At 63.4% G+C, this 15297-nt stretch carries 15 protein-coding genes; 8 read left to right on the top strand and 7 right to left on the bottom strand.

Features of this window, described 5'->3' with window-relative positions:
* Positions 1–43: 43 nt before the first annotated feature.
* Both alaS and V6M61_RS01220 read left to right on the top strand, forming a co-directional pair.
* Positions 44–2686: an alanine--tRNA ligase gene (gene alaS / locus V6M61_RS01225; RefSeq protein ID WP_332774731.1), complete on the top strand. Its 2643-nt coding sequence runs from the start codon at positions 44–46 to the stop codon at positions 2684–2686.
* 26 nt (positions 2687–2712) lie between these two features.
* Complete coding sequence (locus tag V6M61_RS01220; RefSeq protein WP_332774730.1) at positions 2713–3579, top strand: dienelactone hydrolase family protein; 867 nt, start codon at positions 2713–2715, stop codon at positions 3577–3579.
* Between the two features lie 128 nt (positions 3580–3707).
* Here V6M61_RS01220 and egtD read toward each other — a convergent pair whose 3' ends face one another.
* Positions 3708–4727 (bottom strand): L-histidine N(alpha)-methyltransferase, encoded by a 1020-nt coding sequence (egtD, locus tag V6M61_RS01215; RefSeq protein ID WP_332774729.1) that lies wholly within the window; start codon positions 4725–4727, stop codon positions 3708–3710.
* A 167-nt stretch (positions 4728–4894) separates the two neighbouring features.
* On the opposite strand from egtD, the gene V6M61_RS01210 reads away from it, so the two are divergent.
* Both V6M61_RS01210 and V6M61_RS01205 read left to right on the top strand, forming a co-directional pair.
* Positions 4895–5401, top strand: a complete 507-nt coding sequence (locus V6M61_RS01210) for a TlpA family protein disulfide reductase (RefSeq protein WP_332774728.1) — start codon at positions 4895–4897, stop codon at positions 5399–5401.
* A gap of 173 nt (positions 5402–5574) precedes the next feature.
* A complete protein-coding gene (locus tag V6M61_RS01205) occupies positions 5575–6681 on the top strand; it encodes a transglutaminase-like domain-containing protein (RefSeq protein ID WP_332774727.1) in 1107 nt (368 codons plus the stop codon).
* A 114-nt stretch (positions 6682–6795) separates the two neighbouring features.
* Here V6M61_RS01205 and V6M61_RS01200 read toward each other — a convergent pair whose 3' ends face one another.
* From V6M61_RS01200 to V6M61_RS01180, 5 genes are all read right to left on the bottom strand, one after another.
* Positions 6796–7674, bottom strand: coding sequence for an RluA family pseudouridine synthase (locus tag V6M61_RS01200; RefSeq protein ID WP_332774726.1), 879 nt, complete (start codon positions 7672–7674; stop codon positions 6796–6798).
* A gap of 20 nt (positions 7675–7694) precedes the next feature.
* Entirely contained in the window at positions 7695–8435 is a 741-nt protein-coding gene (trmB, locus tag V6M61_RS01195; protein WP_332774725.1) for a tRNA (guanosine(46)-N7)-methyltransferase TrmB, read from the bottom strand.
* Positions 8432–9391 (bottom strand): tRNA glutamyl-Q(34) synthetase GluQRS, encoded by a 960-nt coding sequence (gluQRS, locus tag V6M61_RS01190; RefSeq protein WP_332774724.1) that lies wholly within the window; start codon positions 9389–9391, stop codon positions 8432–8434. The genes trmB and gluQRS overlap by 4 nt, the downstream gene beginning before the upstream one ends.
* A 114-nt stretch (positions 9392–9505) precedes the next feature.
* The gene (locus V6M61_RS01185; protein ID WP_332774723.1) at positions 9506–10582 is read right to left on the bottom strand and encodes an NAD(P)/FAD-dependent oxidoreductase; all 1077 of its coding nucleotides are present in this window, start codon (positions 10580–10582) and stop codon (positions 9506–9508) included.
* A gap of 121 nt (positions 10583–10703) precedes the next feature.
* Positions 10704–11654, bottom strand: a complete 951-nt coding sequence (locus tag V6M61_RS01180; protein ID WP_332774722.1) for a LysR family transcriptional regulator — start codon at positions 11652–11654, stop codon at positions 10704–10706.
* Positions 11655–11781: 127 nt separating this feature from the next.
* Between V6M61_RS01180 and V6M61_RS01175 the strand changes: the two genes are divergently transcribed.
* The 4 genes from V6M61_RS01175 (at position 11782) to V6M61_RS01160 (ending at position 14482) form a co-directional block, all read left to right on the top strand.
* Positions 11782–12483, top strand: coding sequence for a pirin family protein (locus tag V6M61_RS01175; protein WP_332774721.1), 702 nt, complete (start codon positions 11782–11784; stop codon positions 12481–12483).
* Positions 12484–12592: 109 nt separating this feature from the next.
* Positions 12593–13003: a DoxX family protein gene (locus tag V6M61_RS01170; RefSeq protein WP_332774720.1), complete on the top strand. Its 411-nt coding sequence runs from the start codon at positions 12593–12595 to the stop codon at positions 13001–13003.
* Between the two features lie 36 nt (positions 13004–13039).
* The gene (locus V6M61_RS01165; protein WP_332774719.1) at positions 13040–13594 is read left to right on the top strand and encodes a flavodoxin family protein; all 555 of its coding nucleotides are present in this window, start codon (positions 13040–13042) and stop codon (positions 13592–13594) included.
* Positions 13595–13600: 6 nt separating this feature from the next.
* Positions 13601–14482, top strand: a complete 882-nt coding sequence (locus tag V6M61_RS01160; RefSeq protein ID WP_332774718.1) for a pirin family protein — start codon at positions 13601–13603, stop codon at positions 14480–14482.
* On the opposite strand, the gene V6M61_RS01155 is transcribed toward V6M61_RS01160, so the two are convergent.
* Positions 14479–15231, bottom strand: coding sequence for a sulfurtransferase (locus V6M61_RS01155; RefSeq protein ID WP_332774717.1), 753 nt, complete (start codon positions 15229–15231; stop codon positions 14479–14481). The genes V6M61_RS01160 and V6M61_RS01155 overlap by 4 nt on opposite strands.
* Between the last annotated feature and the right edge of the window lie 66 nt (positions 15232–15297).

The raw sequence follows: 15297 nt of genomic DNA, 5'->3' as shown, positions 1-15297 counted from the left end.
GTTCCACACCAGGTGGTCAGTTGCAGCGCGTCCCCATCACACCATGAGCACACCCACTTTTACCGTCGCCGACATCCGCAAGAGCTTTCTGGACTTTTTTGCCTCCAAAGGGCATACCGTGGTGGCGTCCAGCCCGCTGGTGCCGGGCAACGATCCGACGCTGATGTTCACCAACTCGGGCATGGTGCAGTTCAAGGACGTGTTTCTCGGCACCGACAAGCGCAATTACGTGCGTGCAGCGAGTGTGCAGGCCTGCCTGCGCGCCGGCGGCAAACACAACGACCTGGAAAACGTGGGCTACACGGCGCGCCACCACACCTTTTTCGAGATGCTGGGCAACTGGAGTTTTGGCGACTACTTCAAGCGCGACAGCCTGAAGTGGGGCTGGGAGCTGCTGACCGAGGTCTACAAGCTGCCCGCCGACAAACTCTGGGCGACGGTCTACATCGACGACGACGAGGCCTACGACATCTGGACCAAGGAGATTGGCCTGCCGCCCGAGCGCGTGGTGCGCATTGGCGACAACAAGGGCGCCAAGTACGCCAGCGACAACTTCTGGATGATGGCCGACACCGGCCCCTGCGGCCCCTGCAGCGAGATCTTTTATGACCACGGCCCCGAGATTGCCGGCGGCCCTCCGGGCTCGCCCGAGCAGGACGGCGACCGCTACATCGAGATCTGGAACCATGTGTTCATGCAGTTCGACATGCAGCCCGACGGCTCGCTGAAGAATCTGCCCGCGCCCTGCGTGGACACCGGCATGGGCCTGGAGCGCCTGGCCGCCATCCTGCAGCATGTGCACAGCAACTACGAGATCGATATTTTTGACGCACTGATCAAGGCCGCTGCGCGCGAGACGGGTGAGAAAGACCTGGACAACAAATCGCTGCGCGTGATTGCCGACCACATCCGTGCCACGGCTTTCCTGGTGAGCGACGGCGTGAACCCGTCCAACGAAGGCCGCGGCTATGTGCAGCGCCGCATCATCCGCCGCGCGATTCGCCATGGCTACAAGCTGGGCAAGAAGACCCCGTTCTTCCACAAGCTGGTGGCGGACCTGGTCAAGTTGATGGGCGATGCCTACCCCAAGCTCAAGACTGACGAAAAGCGCATCACCGAGGTGCTGAAGGTTGAAGAAGAGCGCTTTTTCGAGACGCTGGAAATCGGCATGCAGATTCTCGATGCGGCGCTGGCCGGTGGCGCCCAGGTGCTGCCGGGCGACGTGGCCTTCAAGCTGCACGACACCTATGGTTTCCCGCTCGACCTGTCGGCGGACGTGTGCCGTGAGCGCGGCCTGAGTGTCGACGAGGTCGGCTTTGGCGTCGCCATGGACAAGCAGAGGGCCCAGGCCCGCGCGGCCGGCAAATTCAAGATGGACCGTGCGCTGGAGTACAGCGGCGCGGGCAATACCTTCACCGGCTATGAATTGCTCGAAGAGCCGGCCAAAGTCGTGGCGCTCTACGCCGACGGCGTGGCCGTGCAGACCTTGAACGCCGGGCAAAGCGGCGTGGTCGTGCTCGACACCACGCCTTTTTATGCTGAAAGTGGCGGGCAGGTGGGCGACCAGGGCCGGTTGACGGCGGGCCCTTCGACAGGCTCAGGACGAACGGAATTCTTGGTGGACGACACCCAGAAAATCAAGGCCGATGTGTTTGGCCACCACGGCACCCTGGAGCAAGGCTCGCTCAAGGTTGGCGATGCCGTGACCGCACAGGTGAACACCGCGCTGCGTGCCGCCACCGTGCGCAACCACAGCGCCACGCACCTGATGCACAAGGCCTTGCGCGAAGTGCTGGGTGAGCATGTGCAGCAAAAAGGCAGCCTGGTCAATGCCGAGCGCACGCGCTTTGACTTTGCGCACAATGCCCCGGTGACCGACGCGCAGATCCGCGAGATCGAGGCGCGCGTGAACGCCGAGATTCTGGCCAACGCCGCCACCGATGCCAGCGTGATGGACATGGAGTCGGCCCAGAAGTCAGGCGCCATGATGCTGTTCGGCGAGAAATATGGCGACGAAGTGCGGGTGCTGAGCATTGGCTCCAGCAAGGAGCTGTGCGGCGGCACCCACGTGGGCCGCACCGGTGACATTGGCCTGTTCAAAATCGTGGCCGAGAGCGGTGTCGCAGCCGGCGTGCGTCGCGTCGAAGCGGTGACGGGCGAGAACGCCCTGGCTTACCTGCAGGAACTCGAAGCAAACAGCGCAGCGATGAGCGGCTACCTGAAGGCATCGCGGGGCGAGCACCTTACTCGCATCGCGCAGGTGCTGGACCAGGTCAAGTCGCTGGAAAAAGAAATTGCCGCGCTCAAGGGCAAGCTGGCCTCGTCGCAAGGCGACGAGTTGATGACGCAGGCGATCGATGTCAAAGGCCTCAAGGTACTGGCCGCCCGGCTGGAAGGTGCCGACGCCAAAACCCTGCGCGACACCATGGACAAGCTCAAGGACAAGCTGAAGACCGGAGTCTTCGTGCTGGCTGCCGTGGACGGCAACAAGGTCCAGATCGCCGCAGGCGTCACCGCTGATAGCGTGACTGTGGTCAAGGCCGGCGAACTGGTCAACTTTGTGGCTCAGCAGGTCGGTGGCAAGGGCGGCGGCAAGGCCGACATGGCCATGGCCGGCGGCACCGATGCCTCCAGACTGGGTGAGGCGCTGAAATCCGTGCAGGCCTGGGTGAGCGAACGGGTTTGAAATTTTCGCTATTAAATTGATAGCTGATGGCGATTGTTTGGCAGGGGCTCAAGGCGTATTTCGCCTTCAATCTGCTGGTGTTGAGCCTGTCGGTCGCTGCCGCGCCGCAAGAGGTCAGCTTCAACAGCCTTGACGGCACGGTGCTCAAGGCCTGGGTGTTCCAGCCGGCCGGCCAGCCGCAAGCGCTGCCGCTCAAAGGCGCTGTCATTGCCTTGCATGGCTGCGGCGGGCTTTACGCCACCACGGGTTCGCGCAAGGGGCTGCTCAATGCCCGGCATCAGGCCATGGCCGAACTGCTGACATCGCACGGCTATGCCGCCGTTTTTCCCGACAGCCTCACGCCGCGTGGCGAGACCGAGTTGTGCACGCAAAAAATCGGCAGCCGCAAGATCGACCAGACCGAGCGCCGCGCCGACGCACTGGCCACGCTGGCCTGGGTGGCCGCACAGCCCTGGGCCCAGCCCGAACGCATCGCCCTGCTGGGCTGGTCGCATGGCGGCAGTGCAGTCCTTTCAGCCACGGATGCGAACCGCAGCGACGTGCGCGGCCAGGCCATTCGGCCGGCGACGGCGATCGCGTTTTATCCAGGCTGCAGCGCTGCGCTGAAGTCGGGCTACAAGCCGAGAGCGCCGCTGGTGCTGATGCTCGGTGAAAAAGACGACTGGACGCCGCCGGGCCCCTGCATCGAACTGGGCAAGGCCGTGCAGGCCGAGGTGAATGTGTACCCCGACAGCTACCACGACTTCGACAATCCCGTGGGCGAGGTGCGCCTGCGGCCGGACGTGCCCAACGGCCTGAGCCCCGACCAGGGCGTGCACGCCGGGCGCAATCCGGTCACCCGCGAACTGGCCTATGCGCGGCTACGCGAGGTGCTGCAAAAGGCTTTCAGGTAGCGCGTTTGGGCATGGGTCAGTCGAGGGCGGGCGTGGTCAAATTCGCTATCGAATTAATAGCTGCTTGCGCGCGTTTTGATTGGGCTCAAGGCACTTTTATCAAGAAATCCCCTCGGGATGCCAATGCCCTAAATCGCCGCCCAGAACACGGCAAACCAGTGCTTCGGGTCGCACCAATGTTCTACATGCCTGAAACCCGCTTGTCGCAGCAAGGCCGTCATGCTCTCCAGCGTGTATTTGTAGGAATTCTCGGTATGGATGCGCTCGCCGCGCGTGAACGCCCGCTGGCCGCCGGGCCAGCGCACCGTCACCTCCGACAAGGCTTGCAGATGCATCTCGATGCGCGATTGCGCTTCGTCAAACAGCGCCACATGCTGCCATTGGCGGACGTCAAAATCGGCTTGCAGCAGTTCATTGACATGCAGCAGCAGGTTTTTGTTGAAGGCAGCCGTGACACCCAGCGTATCGTCGTAGGCGGCTTCGAGCGCGGCCTTGTCCTTGACCAGATCGACGCCCAGCAGCAGCCCCCGCGCCTGCCCCTGGTCGGCTCGGGCAATGCGCTGCAAAAACGCCAGTGCCTGCGCCGGCGTGAAGTTGCCGATGCTGGAGCCGGGGTAAAAAAATACGCGGTCATCCGCCTGAACCTGCGTCGGCAAAGCCAGATGGGCCGAAAAATCCATGCCCACTCCGACGATATCGAGCGCCGGGAAAGCGGTTTGCAGCTGCTCGGCCGCCTGGCGCAGAAACTCGACCGAAATGTCCACCGGCACGTACTGGCGCGGCGTCAGGGTGGGGATCAGCAGGGCCGATTTGGCGCAGTTGCCCGCGCCCAGGTCAATCAGGCAGGGCTGGCGAATGCCGGCATCCGCCACGGCCTGGGCCATGTCGGCCAGGTGGGCCGAAAAAATGCCCGCCTCGGTGCGGGTGGGGTAGTACTCCTGCAAGCCGGTGATGGCCTCAAACAGCTTGGAGCCCAGCGCGTTGTAGAAGTATTTGGGGGCAATGCTGGCCGTGGCCGCGCTTAAACCCCGGGCCAGCTCGGCAGACGCACTGGCCTGACGGCTTGGCAGGGCATCGCCGTACAGATTGATGAGCCGCGGCGAGGCCGCGGGCCGGGTCAGCCCGGGGATGTTTAACGGAAGATTCAAGGTGTCATCCGGTTAATGATGTAATCAGTATAGATTTAAAAACAGCGGTAAAAAGCAAAGGCAAGGCCCCGCATGGGCACCTTCTTTTTCGTGAATCAGTTTTTCAAATGCCTCAAACCTTACAACGTCTACAAGGTCGCCGTCAGTTTTTGCAATCCGCCTTGTGTGTGACCGCCAGTTCGCTGCTCCTGCCTGGGCAGGCGGGCGCGCAGGATGCCAAGGCGCTGGCTTACGAGGTTTCGCGCTGGCCTGCGGCGGCGCCCGTGCCGTCCCTGCAGGCGCTCGACACCCAGGGCAAAACCTGGCGGCTGGCCGACCTGCGTGGGCGTGCCGTGCTGCTCAACTTCTGGGCCAGTTGGTGCGAGCCTTGCCGGGCCGAGATGCCGACCTTGCAGCAGATTGCCGATCTTTACGGCCCCGAGAAACTGCTGGTGCTGGCGATCAATTTCAAGGAGCACCCCACGCGGGCCATCCAGTTTGCCAAAAGCACCGGCCTGAGCCTGCCGGTGCTGCTCGACCCCAAAGGCGAGGTGGCCCGGCAGTGGGGCGTCAAGGTGTTTCCCACGACCATCTTGATAGACAGTGCCGGCCAGCCCCGCCAGCGCGTGCGGGGCGAGGTGGACTGGACCAGCGCCGAGGCTGAGAAACTGATTGCCGGGCTGATGAAGCCTTGATGAAACTCCGGGGGCGCCCGGGGAGACGCCTGGGGGCCTGGCTGCCCGCTCCAGCGATAATTGGCAGGCTGCTCGCGCCTCTGACCGACTTGTCAGAGGCTTGGCTCTAAACATCTCGGGGCACCTTTACATGCCCCGATGCACGTTGCACTTTCTTATCCGGAGATCTCTTCATGACCACCGTACGCCGTACCTTCTTGAAAAATTCCGCTGTTGCCGCCATGGCCGCTGCATTGCCCACCCTCAATTTTGCGCAAACGCCTGTGCAGCGCAGCCACTTTGCACCGCAAAGCGGCGCCTGGCGCACCTTTGAAGTGACCACCCGCGTGGACATCCTCAAACCCCAGGGGGTGACCAAGGTCTGGCTGCCGATTCCTTCGGTCAACAGCGACTACCAGCGCAGTTTCGAAAGCAGCTTTTCAAGCAACGGCAAGACCGACCTGACCGACGACGGCAAGGACGGCGCCAAGATGCTGTATGCCGAGTTTGCGCAAGGCGAAGCCAAGCCCTTCATCGAGCTGACCAGCCGCGTGCAGACCCAGGGCCGCGCGGTGGACTGGTCCCAGAAGACCGCCGTGCGCGAAGACGCCGACACGCTGCGCTATTTCACGCGCCCCACCAAATTCCTGCCGACCGACGGCATCGTGCGCAAGACCGCGCTCGAAACCACCAGGGGCGCCAAAACCGATGTCGAAAAGACCCGGCTGATTTACGACTGGATCGTGGCCAACACCTACCGCGACCCCAAGGTGCGCGGCTGCGGCGAAGGCGACATCAAGACCATGCTGGAAACCGGCAACCTGGGCGGCAAATGCGCTGACCTGAACGCGCTGTTTGTCGGCCTGTGCCGCTCGGTGGGCATCCCCGCACGCGACGTGTACGGCATCCGCCTGGTTCCGTCGGCGTTTGGCTACAAGGAGCTGTCAGGCAACCCGGCCAGCCTCAAGGGCGCGCAACACTGCCGCTCGGAGGTTTACCTGAAAGGCTACGGCTGGGTGGCCATGGATCCGGCCGACGTGGCCAAGGTCATGCGCCTGGAGACCGCCGACTGGATCAAAAACACGACCAACCCGGTGGTCGCGCCCGTGAACCAGGCGCTGTTTGGCGGCTGGGAGGGCAACTGGATGGCCTACAACACCGCGCACGATCTGGCGCTGCCCCATTCCACGGGAGAGAAGCTCGGCTTTTTCATGTACCCGACGGCAGAAAATCCGGCCGGGCGTTTTGACTCGTATGCGCCGGATGATTTCAAGTACCAGATCACGGCCAAGCTGGTATAGCCCCCACGATCGCTCACTCCGTGTAGCTTCCTGCCCCCGAGGGGGCCGCTGCGCCTGCGGCCCGGCAAAGCCGGTTCCGCGGCCCCCGCTGGATGGACCGGGGCAATCTTTCCGCTAGAACTGCAGGCTCAGCCTGCTCTCGAACTGCCTTGGCTGGCCCGTCACGGGGTCGGTGAAGGCAATCGACTTCGCCAGCAGCTGCAGCGGGTAGCGGTAGTCGTCATCGGGTGTGTGCGCCACCGGCGGGTACATCCGGTCATTGAGGATGGGGATGCCCAGCGCGTTCATGTGCATGCGCAGCTGATGCTTTTTGCCGGTGACCGGGCTGAGTGCGTAACGCGCTTTGTCGCCCTTGATTTCCAGCGTATCAATATGGGTTTCGCTGTTGGGCTCGCCCGGCACTTCGAGCTGCCGAAAAAAGGGTTCGTCTTCCACAATCCGGCTTTGGCGCGTGAGCGGAAAGCGCAGGTCCTGGCGCCATGGCGCGATGGCCTCGTAGTGTTTGGCGACGTTGCGCTGCCTGAACAAGGCCTGGTAGGCATCGCGCTCGGCGGGCTGAACTGAAAACAGCACCAGGCCCGCAGTTTCACGGTCAATGCGGTGAATCGGTATCAGCGTGTCAATGCCCAGCCGGTTTTTAAGCCGCACCAGCAGCGTCTCTTGCAGGTAGGAGCCCGAAGGCGTGACAGGCAAGAAATGCGGCTTGTCGGCGACCACCAAGTGCTCGTCCTGGTAGAGCACGGTTTCTTCAAACGGAATGCGGGGCTCATCGTCAATGGCACGGTAGTAGTACACCCGCATGTGGCCCTGGTAGGGGCGCCCAGGCGTGACGGCAGCGCCAAATTCATCGATGACCAAGCCATCCTGCATGCGCTGAAGCCAGACCGCGCGTGTGATGGCGGGAAAGCGCTCCACCAGAAAATCGGTGATGGTGGGCCAGTGGCCGGCGGGCAGGCCAACGCAACTCGGGCTGACCCCGTGACGGGTCACCAAGCCATGTTCGGGTGGGCTGTTCACACCCGCTGGAACACCACGTCCCAGACGCCGTGCCCGAGCTTGAGGCCGCGGTTTTCGAACTTGGTCAGCGGCCGGTAGTCGGGCTTGGGGGCATAGCCGCCCTGGGACTGATCGGCCGTGTTTTTCAGCAGGGGCTCGGCGCTCAGGACTTCGAGGATCTGCTCGGCATAAGGCTGCCAGTCGGTGGCGCAGTGCAGGTAGCCGCCCGGCTTGAGGCGGGCCGCGAGCTTGGCGATCAGCGGCGGCTGGATCAGGCGGCGCTTGTTGTGCTTTTTCTTGTGCCAGGGGTCGGGGAAGAAGATGTGCACGCCATCGAGGCTTGCCGGCGGCAGCATGTGGTCTATGACTTCCACTGCGTCGTGCTGCAGGATGCGGATATTGCCCAGCGAGCGCTCGTCAATGCGCTTGAGCAGCGCGCCCACGCCGGGCGTGTGCACCTCGCAGCAGAGGAAGTTTTTCTCCGGCATGAGCGCCGCGATGTGTGCCGTGGCTTCGCCCATGCCAAAGCCGATTTCGAGGATGGTCGGCGCCGAACGGGCGTAGGTAGCTATTAAATCTATAGCGCCTGGCGCGTAGGGCAGCAGGAATTTCGGCCCCAGATCGGCAAAGGCCTTGGCCTGGCCCGTGGTGGTGCGGCCGGCGCGGCGCACAAAGCTGCGGATGTTTCGGGGATGCGCCACGTCGGCAGGCTGGCCGGGCAGATCGGGCAGATCGCTGGGGGGTAATGTTTCAGTCACCGCCCAATTTTAGTGTGCCGGGCGGCCCATAGCGGCACGGCCTCCTGGAGCCAGCCGGCCGCGGTGCTGGCAGCCGGGTGCAGGCCCAGCAGTTGTCCGGCCTGTGCCAGTACTGCCAGCGGGTCGCGGGTGTCCAGCGGGCGGGCATCGTTTTGCTTGGATAGCTTCTCGCCGTTGCTGCCCAGCACCAGCGGCGTGTGCAGGTAGCGCGGCGTCGGCAGGCCCAGCGCGCGCTGCAGCAAAATCTGCCGGGCGGTGTTGTCGGCCAGGTCCTGGCCGCGCACCACATCGGTCACGCCCTGCGCCGCGTCGTCCACCACCACGGCCAACTGGTAGGCCCACAGGCCGTCGGCACGCCTGAGTACGAAGTCGCCGACCTCGCGGCTCACGTCCTGCTGCTGCTCGCCGAGCAGCCGGTCGTGCCAGTGCAGCTCTTTATTTGCTATTGAATTAATAGCTGACCGCGCAGGATTATCAAGGGCTGATGGCTTGTTTTCCTTTGAAATCTCCGTCAGGAAGCGCCAGGCACGCGCCGGTCGTCCCTTCAGGCCCTGGCGGCAGGTGCCGGGGTAGACCAATTCGCCATGGCGTGCACGCACCTGGCCGGCAGCGGCGAGTGCCTGCGCAATGTCCTTGCGCGTGCAGGCGCAGGGGTAGGCCATGCCCTGGGCGACCAATTGCTGCAGCGCGGCCTGGTAGAGCGCGCTGCGCTGCGACTGGTAGAGCGGCGGCGCATCCGGCACCAGACCGCAGGCGGCCAGTTGATCCAGAATGATTTGATCGGCGCCCGGCACGCAGCGGGGCGTGTCCACGTCTTCAATGCGCACCAGCCAGGTGCCGCCATGGGCACGTGCGTCCAGCCAGCTGGCCAGCGCCGCAACGAGTGAACCTGCATGGAGCGGGCCCGTAGGTGAAGGAGCAAATCGACCTATATAGCCAGACAGATAACAAGCCATAAGAAGGAAGGAACGGTGTTGGGGCTAACTCCAGCGGCCGCCGCGCCGGGCCGCCCCAAGCAAGGCCAGCCCCCTCGGGGGGCAGCGTAGTACGCGAAGCGACAAGCGTGGGGGCTAACAAATTTCCAGCGCCATCTCCAGACCCGATACAAAGCCGTCTTCCACGCGGTGGCCCAGACACCAGTCGCCGCAGGCGCCTATGCCTGACTTGTGGTCCCACAGGTGGGTTTTGCCCAGCGGCTCCATGGTCTGGGCATAGCGCCAGCGGTGCACCGTGGCGTGCGGGGGCTGGGCGCGAATGCCGGTGACTTCGGTAAAGGCCTTGAGAAGTTTGGCCTTGACGCGCTCGGCGTCGTCTTCCAGGTGGCGCTGCGACCAGTCCGGGCTGGCCTGCACGGTCCAGCGTTCGATGGGGTCGCGCCCCGGCTTGGACGACTCACGTGCCAGCCAGGCGATGCGGTGATGGGTGCTGCGCGCGGCATTCCAGTGCGGGCCCAGGTGCGCCAGCGTGGGCTGGATGGCCTGCGGGAAGGCCAGCATCAGGGTCCAGCAGGGCGCCACGCTCACATCCGACAGCTTGGCCATCAGCGGTTTGCCCTGTTGCGAGCTCAGCAGCAGCGCATGCGCCTGCGGGGAGGGCACCGCCAGCACCACCGAGTCAAAGCCGGAGTAGACCGGGCTGCGGGCGCCGGGGCCTTCGGTTTGCAGCTGCCAGCGCCGCGGTTGCAGCCTGTCGGGCTCCAGCCGGATGACTTCGGTTTCCAGCGCCAGGCTGCCGGCCGCGGCCAGTGGCTGGGCCCATTGGCGAACCAGGGCGTTCATGCCCGGTGTGGCCACCCAATGGGCTTCCTTGGGCGGCAGCGCGGAAGCCACCACGCGGCCCAGTTCGTCAAGAATGCGTACGGTGTTGGCGCTCCAGGGGCGTACCAGTCCTTGCGCCGTGGCCAGGGCTTTTTCAAAGCGTGCATCGCGCACCGTGAAGTACTGCGTGCCATGGTCAAAACCGCCAAACTCGGTGTTGCGGGTGGCCATGCGGCCGCCGGCATCCTGGCTTTTCTCGAACACCGTGACCCGGTGGCCTGCCTGCATCAGGGTGCGGGCGCAGGCCACGCCGGCAATGCCTGCGCCAACGACGGCAACATGGCGTGGAGACAAAGAATCAGCAGAAGGGGTGCGGGATTTTTTTGTCATGTCTTTGGGTTTTTCCGGGGTTGATGAAACGGACGAATTAACGGACTCATCAGCGCATTTATAAACGCACTCTACACGCAGACGGGCGCCCTGCGCTGTTCCGCTGCTTTTCCCGCTGTTTTTAAATGGTGGCCTCGCGCTCCAGCAGTGCGGCCCGGGTGGCGGGTTTTTCGAGTTGCGCCAGCCACCACTGCAGGGCGCGCCCATGGCCTGTGCCGGTGGGTGTGCGCCACACATAGCTCAGGCGAACCTGCCGGGTAGGCCGATTCACCTGCTTGGCGACCAGCCTGCCGGTGTCTATGTAGGGCCGGGCCATGTACTCGGGCAAAAAACCACCGCCCAGCCCGCGCAGCTGGGCTTGCAGCTTGGCAGGCATGCCGGGGACCGTGAACACATCCTGGCCGCCCAGCAGGCCCAGCGTCAGGCCACCGCCCCGCTGCACCGAGTCGGCCACGGCGACCGCGCGGTGCTGCTGGATCAGGCTGTCCTGCAGGGGCTCGGGCGCCTTGGCCAGCGGGTGGTGGGGCGCCACGGCGTAGACAAAACGCACCGTGCCCAGGGGCTTGCTTTGAACGGACGTGTTGCTGGTGGCCGGCTCGATGGCGACGCCAATGGCCAGGTCCGCCTGTCCGGAGGTCAGGGCCTGCAGCGTGCCGGACAGCGCCTCTTCGCGAATCTTCACACGGGTCGGCGGGTTCAGCGCAAAAAATGCCTCGCACAACTCCATGAGGGTGGTGCGCGAAATCACGCTGTCGACGGCCAGCGTGAGTTGCGGCTCCCAGCCGGTGGCGACCCGCTTGACGCGGTTGGCAATGGCATCGAGCTCGGCCAGCAGGCGCTCGCCCTCGCGCAGCAGCTCCTTGCCGGCTTCGGTCAGCCGGGCCTGCCGGGAGGAGCGGTCAAACAGCAGCACATCCAGCGCGTCTTCCATCTGGCGGATGCGATAGGTCAGGGCGCTGGGCACCACCCCGAGTTCACGCGCGGCAGCGGCCATGCTGCCCGTGCGATGGACGACGCCTATCAGGCTCAGGGCTTCGGGCGTCAGGACATCGCGGATGCTGTTGATGCTCATTGAAGGTCTAATGATTCAAATAATTTGAATGATGCCATCAAACTGGCGCAACGGCCAGGCCCCGGGTGGGACCTACATTGGAGGCATTGACAAACCTCACGATGAATTGATTTGAAAGGAACCCGCCATGATGACTTTGCGAACTTCCGGTGAACGTGGTTACGCCGACCACGGCTGGCTCAAGTCCTTCCATTCGTTTTCTTTTGCGGGCTATTACGACCCGGCCCACATGGGCTTTGGCAATTTGCGCGTCATCAATGAAGACCGCATTGCACCGGGCACCGGTTTTGGCACGCATGGCCACAAGGACATGGAGATCGTGAGCTATGTGCTCAGCGGCTCCATCGGACACAAGGACAGCATGGGCAACGGCACGGCCATTCCCCCCGGGGATGTGCAGCGCATGAGCGCCGGCACCGGCATCCAGCACAGCGAGTTCAACCACGCCAAGGACGCGACGACGCATTTCCTGCAGATCTGGATTGAGCCCAATGTGCGGGGCATTACCCCTGGCTACGAGCAGAAAACCTTTGCCGACAGCGAAAAGCGCGGCACGCTCAGGCTGGTCGCGTCACCGGATGGTGCGCAGGGCTCGGTGACGATTCATGCCGACGCGAAAATTTATGCCGGCCTGTTGGATGGTCATGAGACGGCCACGCTGCCGCTCGACACGAGGCGCAAGACCTACGTGCACCTGGTGCGCGGGGAACTTAAAGTCAACGGGCACTCTCTGAGTGCGGGCGATGCGGCCATGCTGGAGGCAGAAAGCCGGTTGAATCTCACACACGGCCAATCGGCCGAGGTGCTGGTGTTTGATCTGGCCGCCTGAAGGGGACCTGCAAGGCGGCTTGCACCCACGGCTATTCAAGCTCATGGTTTTCATTTACAACGCGCTATCTACTTTTTAAATTACTTTTTTTTTAACCAAGGAACTCACCATGTTTGCATCACTACAAAACCCCCTGTCCCTCGCTGGCCGCCTGCTGCTGGCGCTGGTGTTTTTGCCGGCCGGCATTGCCAAGATTGGCGGTTTCGCCGGTACCGTCGGCTATGCGGCCTCCGTTGGCCTGCCCATGCCCCAGGTCGGTGTGGCCATTGCGCTGCTGGTCGAGGTGCTGGGCGGCCTGGCCCTGATCGTGGGTTTTGGCACGCGCTGGGCGGCGCTTGCACTGGCGCTGTTCACACTGGTGGCCTCTTACTTCTTCCACAATTACTGGACCCTGCCCGCTGACCAGCAGATGATGCAGCAGCTCATGTTCTTCAAAAACCTGGCCATCACCGGCGGCTTGCTCACGCTGGCCGCCTGGGGCGCCGGTGCCTGGAGTGTTGACGCCAAGCGTGGCGCCTGATGGTTTTTGATACAAGAGATACAAGGAACTTGTGAGATGCCAAAGGTTGTTGTGGTTTACCACTCGGGTTATGGCCATACCCAGCGCATGGCGCAATCGGTGGCGTCAGGGGCGGATGCGCAACTGGTCGCGATCGACGCCGAGGGCAATCTGCCCGAGGGCGGCTGGGACACGCTGGCCGAGGCCGACGCCATCATCTTCGGCTCGCCCACCTACATGGGCAGCATGAGCTGGCAGTTCAAGAAGTTTGCCGATGCCTCGTCCAAGGTCTGGTTTGCGCAAGGCTGGAAAGACAAGGTGGCGGCCGGCTTCACCAACAGCGCCGGCATGAACGGCGACAAGTTGTCCACGCTGAACGCAATGTTCGCCCTGGCCATGCAGCATTCGATGATCTGGGTCAGCCAGGGCCTGATGCCCGCCAACACCAAGAGCGCGAAACGCGACGACGTGAACTACCTCGTGTCGTACAGCGGCGCGATCGCGCAGTCGCCTTCGGATGGCGGGGCCAAGGACATGTCGGCCGGCGACCTGGAAACCGCCAGGCTGTTCGGCAAGCGCGTGGCGCAAGTCGCCGGCAAATTCAGCCGATAAGACCCCATGAGCACGCTCAAACTCACTGGCCATCCCAAAGACCTGGGCGGTGGTTTTGTCGTGCGCCGGCTGCTGCCCGCCATGCAGCGGCAGTCGGTGGGGCCCTTCCTGTTTTTTGACCATTTCGGGCCGGTTACGGTGAGGCCCGAGGTCAACCACGACGTGCGGCCGCATCCTCACATCGGGCTGGCCACCGTCACTTATCTGTTTGAAGGCGCCATCATGCACCGCGACAGCCTGGGTTCGGTCCAGCGCATAGAGCCCGGCGCCATCAACTGGATGACGGCAGGCCGCGGCATTGTGCACTCCGAACGCAAGCCTGACGATTTGCGCGATCAGACCTATGTCAACCACGGCATCCAGCTGTGGGCTGCGCTGCCGCACGAGTACGAAGATGTCGCGCCTGACTTTACCCACACACCTGCCGCCGACATTCCTTTGCTGCAAGTCGGCACGGCGCAGGTACGTGTGTTGATTGGCGAGGCTTACGGCAAAACCTCACCGGTCCATACTTTTTCCAAAACCATTTACCTCGACGTGCAGCTGCAGGCCGGCAGCACGCTGGCGCTGCCCGCACTGGCGCCCGAGCTGGCGGTTTACCCGGTTGATGGCGATGTGCTGATCAATGGCGAGCCGCTGGCGGCCCTTACCCTGGGGGTGCTGCCGTCCGGTGCCCCCGCACAACTGAGTGCCAGCGCACCCGTGCGCCTGATGGTGCTTGGCGGTGATGCGCTGGATGGCCGCCGCCTGATCTGGTGGAACTTTGTCGCCAGCCGCAAGGAACGCATCGTCCAGGCCTCGCAAGACTGGGCCGCGCAGAAGATGGGGCAGGTTGCAGGCGAGACCGAATTCATCCCCGCGCCGCAGCTCAAACTCAACGCAGGCTAAGCGTTGGCAGTGCCTGCATCCACTTGGGGTTTGAGGGCCGGGTCCAGTGCACGGCGTTCGTCAAAGACAAAGCACGCGCCTTCATAGTGTGCGTGGCCAGTTTCTTCGAAGTATTTCAGAATGCCACCATCGAGTTGATAAACATTGGCTACACCGGCTTCGCGCATGAAAATCGCCGCTTTTTCGCAGCGTATGCCGCCGGTGCAAAAGCTCACCACTGTTTTGCCTTGCAGCTCTTCCTGGTGCGCCAGCAGGGCTTGCGGGAACTCGGTGAACTTGCTGATGCGCCAGTCGATCGCATTTTTGAAAGTGCCGACATCGGCCTCAAACGCATTGCGGGTATCGAGCGTGACTACGGGCTGCCCGGTGTCGTCGTGCCCGGCATCCAGCCAGCGCTTGAGTGTGGCCGCATCCACGGCGGGCGCGCGCCCGGCGGCGGGCTGAATGGCCGGGTGGTCCATGCGAATGATTTCGCGCTTGACCAACACCCGCAGCTTGCGAAAGGGCTGGGCGCTGGACCAGCTTTCCTTGACTTCGAGATCAGCAAAGCGGGTGTCGCGCCTCAGCCATGACAAAAAGGCATGAATGCGATCGGCAGGGCCTGCCAGGAAGAGATTAATGCCTTCTTCTGCCAGCAGGACCGTGCCCTTGATGCCGTGCTGTGCCAGCTCCTGGCGTACGGCTTCCTGTCGCTCGGCCAGTTCATCGAGAGAGACAAATTTGTAGGCCGCAATATTCAAAGTCTGCATGATGCCGGCAATTGTAGGCAAGGGTTTCGGGTGAACGCCTCGTGCGGGCTGCATACCACCCTCCCG

Origin of the sequence: Polaromonas sp. (assembly GCF_036676035.1) — a bacterium.
In the GTDB taxonomy this organism is placed as follows: Bacteria; Pseudomonadota; Gammaproteobacteria; order Burkholderiales; family Burkholderiaceae_C; genus Polaromonas.
This window is presented reverse-complemented; position numbering and strand designations above follow the sequence as displayed.

Bases quoted from the DNA above. Each gene is read 5' to 3' on its own strand.
- V6M61_RS01205 (WP_332774727.1), top strand. From the start codon at position 5,575: ATGACCACCGTACGCCGTACCTTCTTGAAAAATTCCGCTGTTGCCGCC.
- alaS (WP_332774731.1), top strand. From the start codon at position 44: ATGAGCACACCCACTTTTACCGTCGCCGACATCCGCAAGAGCTTTCTG.
- gluQRS (WP_332774724.1), bottom strand. From the start codon at position 9,391: ATGGCTTGTTATCTGTCTGGCTATATAGGTCGATTTGCTCCTTCACCT.
- V6M61_RS01185 (WP_332774723.1), bottom strand. From the start codon at position 10,582: ATGACAAAAAAATCCCGCACCCCTTCTGCTGATTCTTTGTCTCCACGC.
- V6M61_RS01220 (WP_332774730.1), top strand. From the start codon at position 2,713: ATGGCGATTGTTTGGCAGGGGCTCAAGGCGTATTTCGCCTTCAATCTG.
- V6M61_RS01155 (WP_332774717.1), bottom strand. From the start codon at position 15,231: ATGCAGACTTTGAATATTGCGGCCTACAAATTTGTCTCTCTCGATGAA.
- V6M61_RS01160 (WP_332774718.1), top strand. From the start codon at position 13,601: ATGAGCACGCTCAAACTCACTGGCCATCCCAAAGACCTGGGCGGTGGT.
- V6M61_RS01170 (WP_332774720.1), top strand. From the start codon at position 12,593: ATGTTTGCATCACTACAAAACCCCCTGTCCCTCGCTGGCCGCCTGCTG.
- V6M61_RS01180 (WP_332774722.1), bottom strand. From the start codon at position 11,654: ATGAGCATCAACAGCATCCGCGATGTCCTGACGCCCGAAGCCCTGAGC.
- V6M61_RS01175 (WP_332774721.1), top strand. From the start codon at position 11,782: ATGATGACTTTGCGAACTTCCGGTGAACGTGGTTACGCCGACCACGGC.
- V6M61_RS01165 (WP_332774719.1), top strand. From the start codon at position 13,040: ATGCCAAAGGTTGTTGTGGTTTACCACTCGGGTTATGGCCATACCCAG.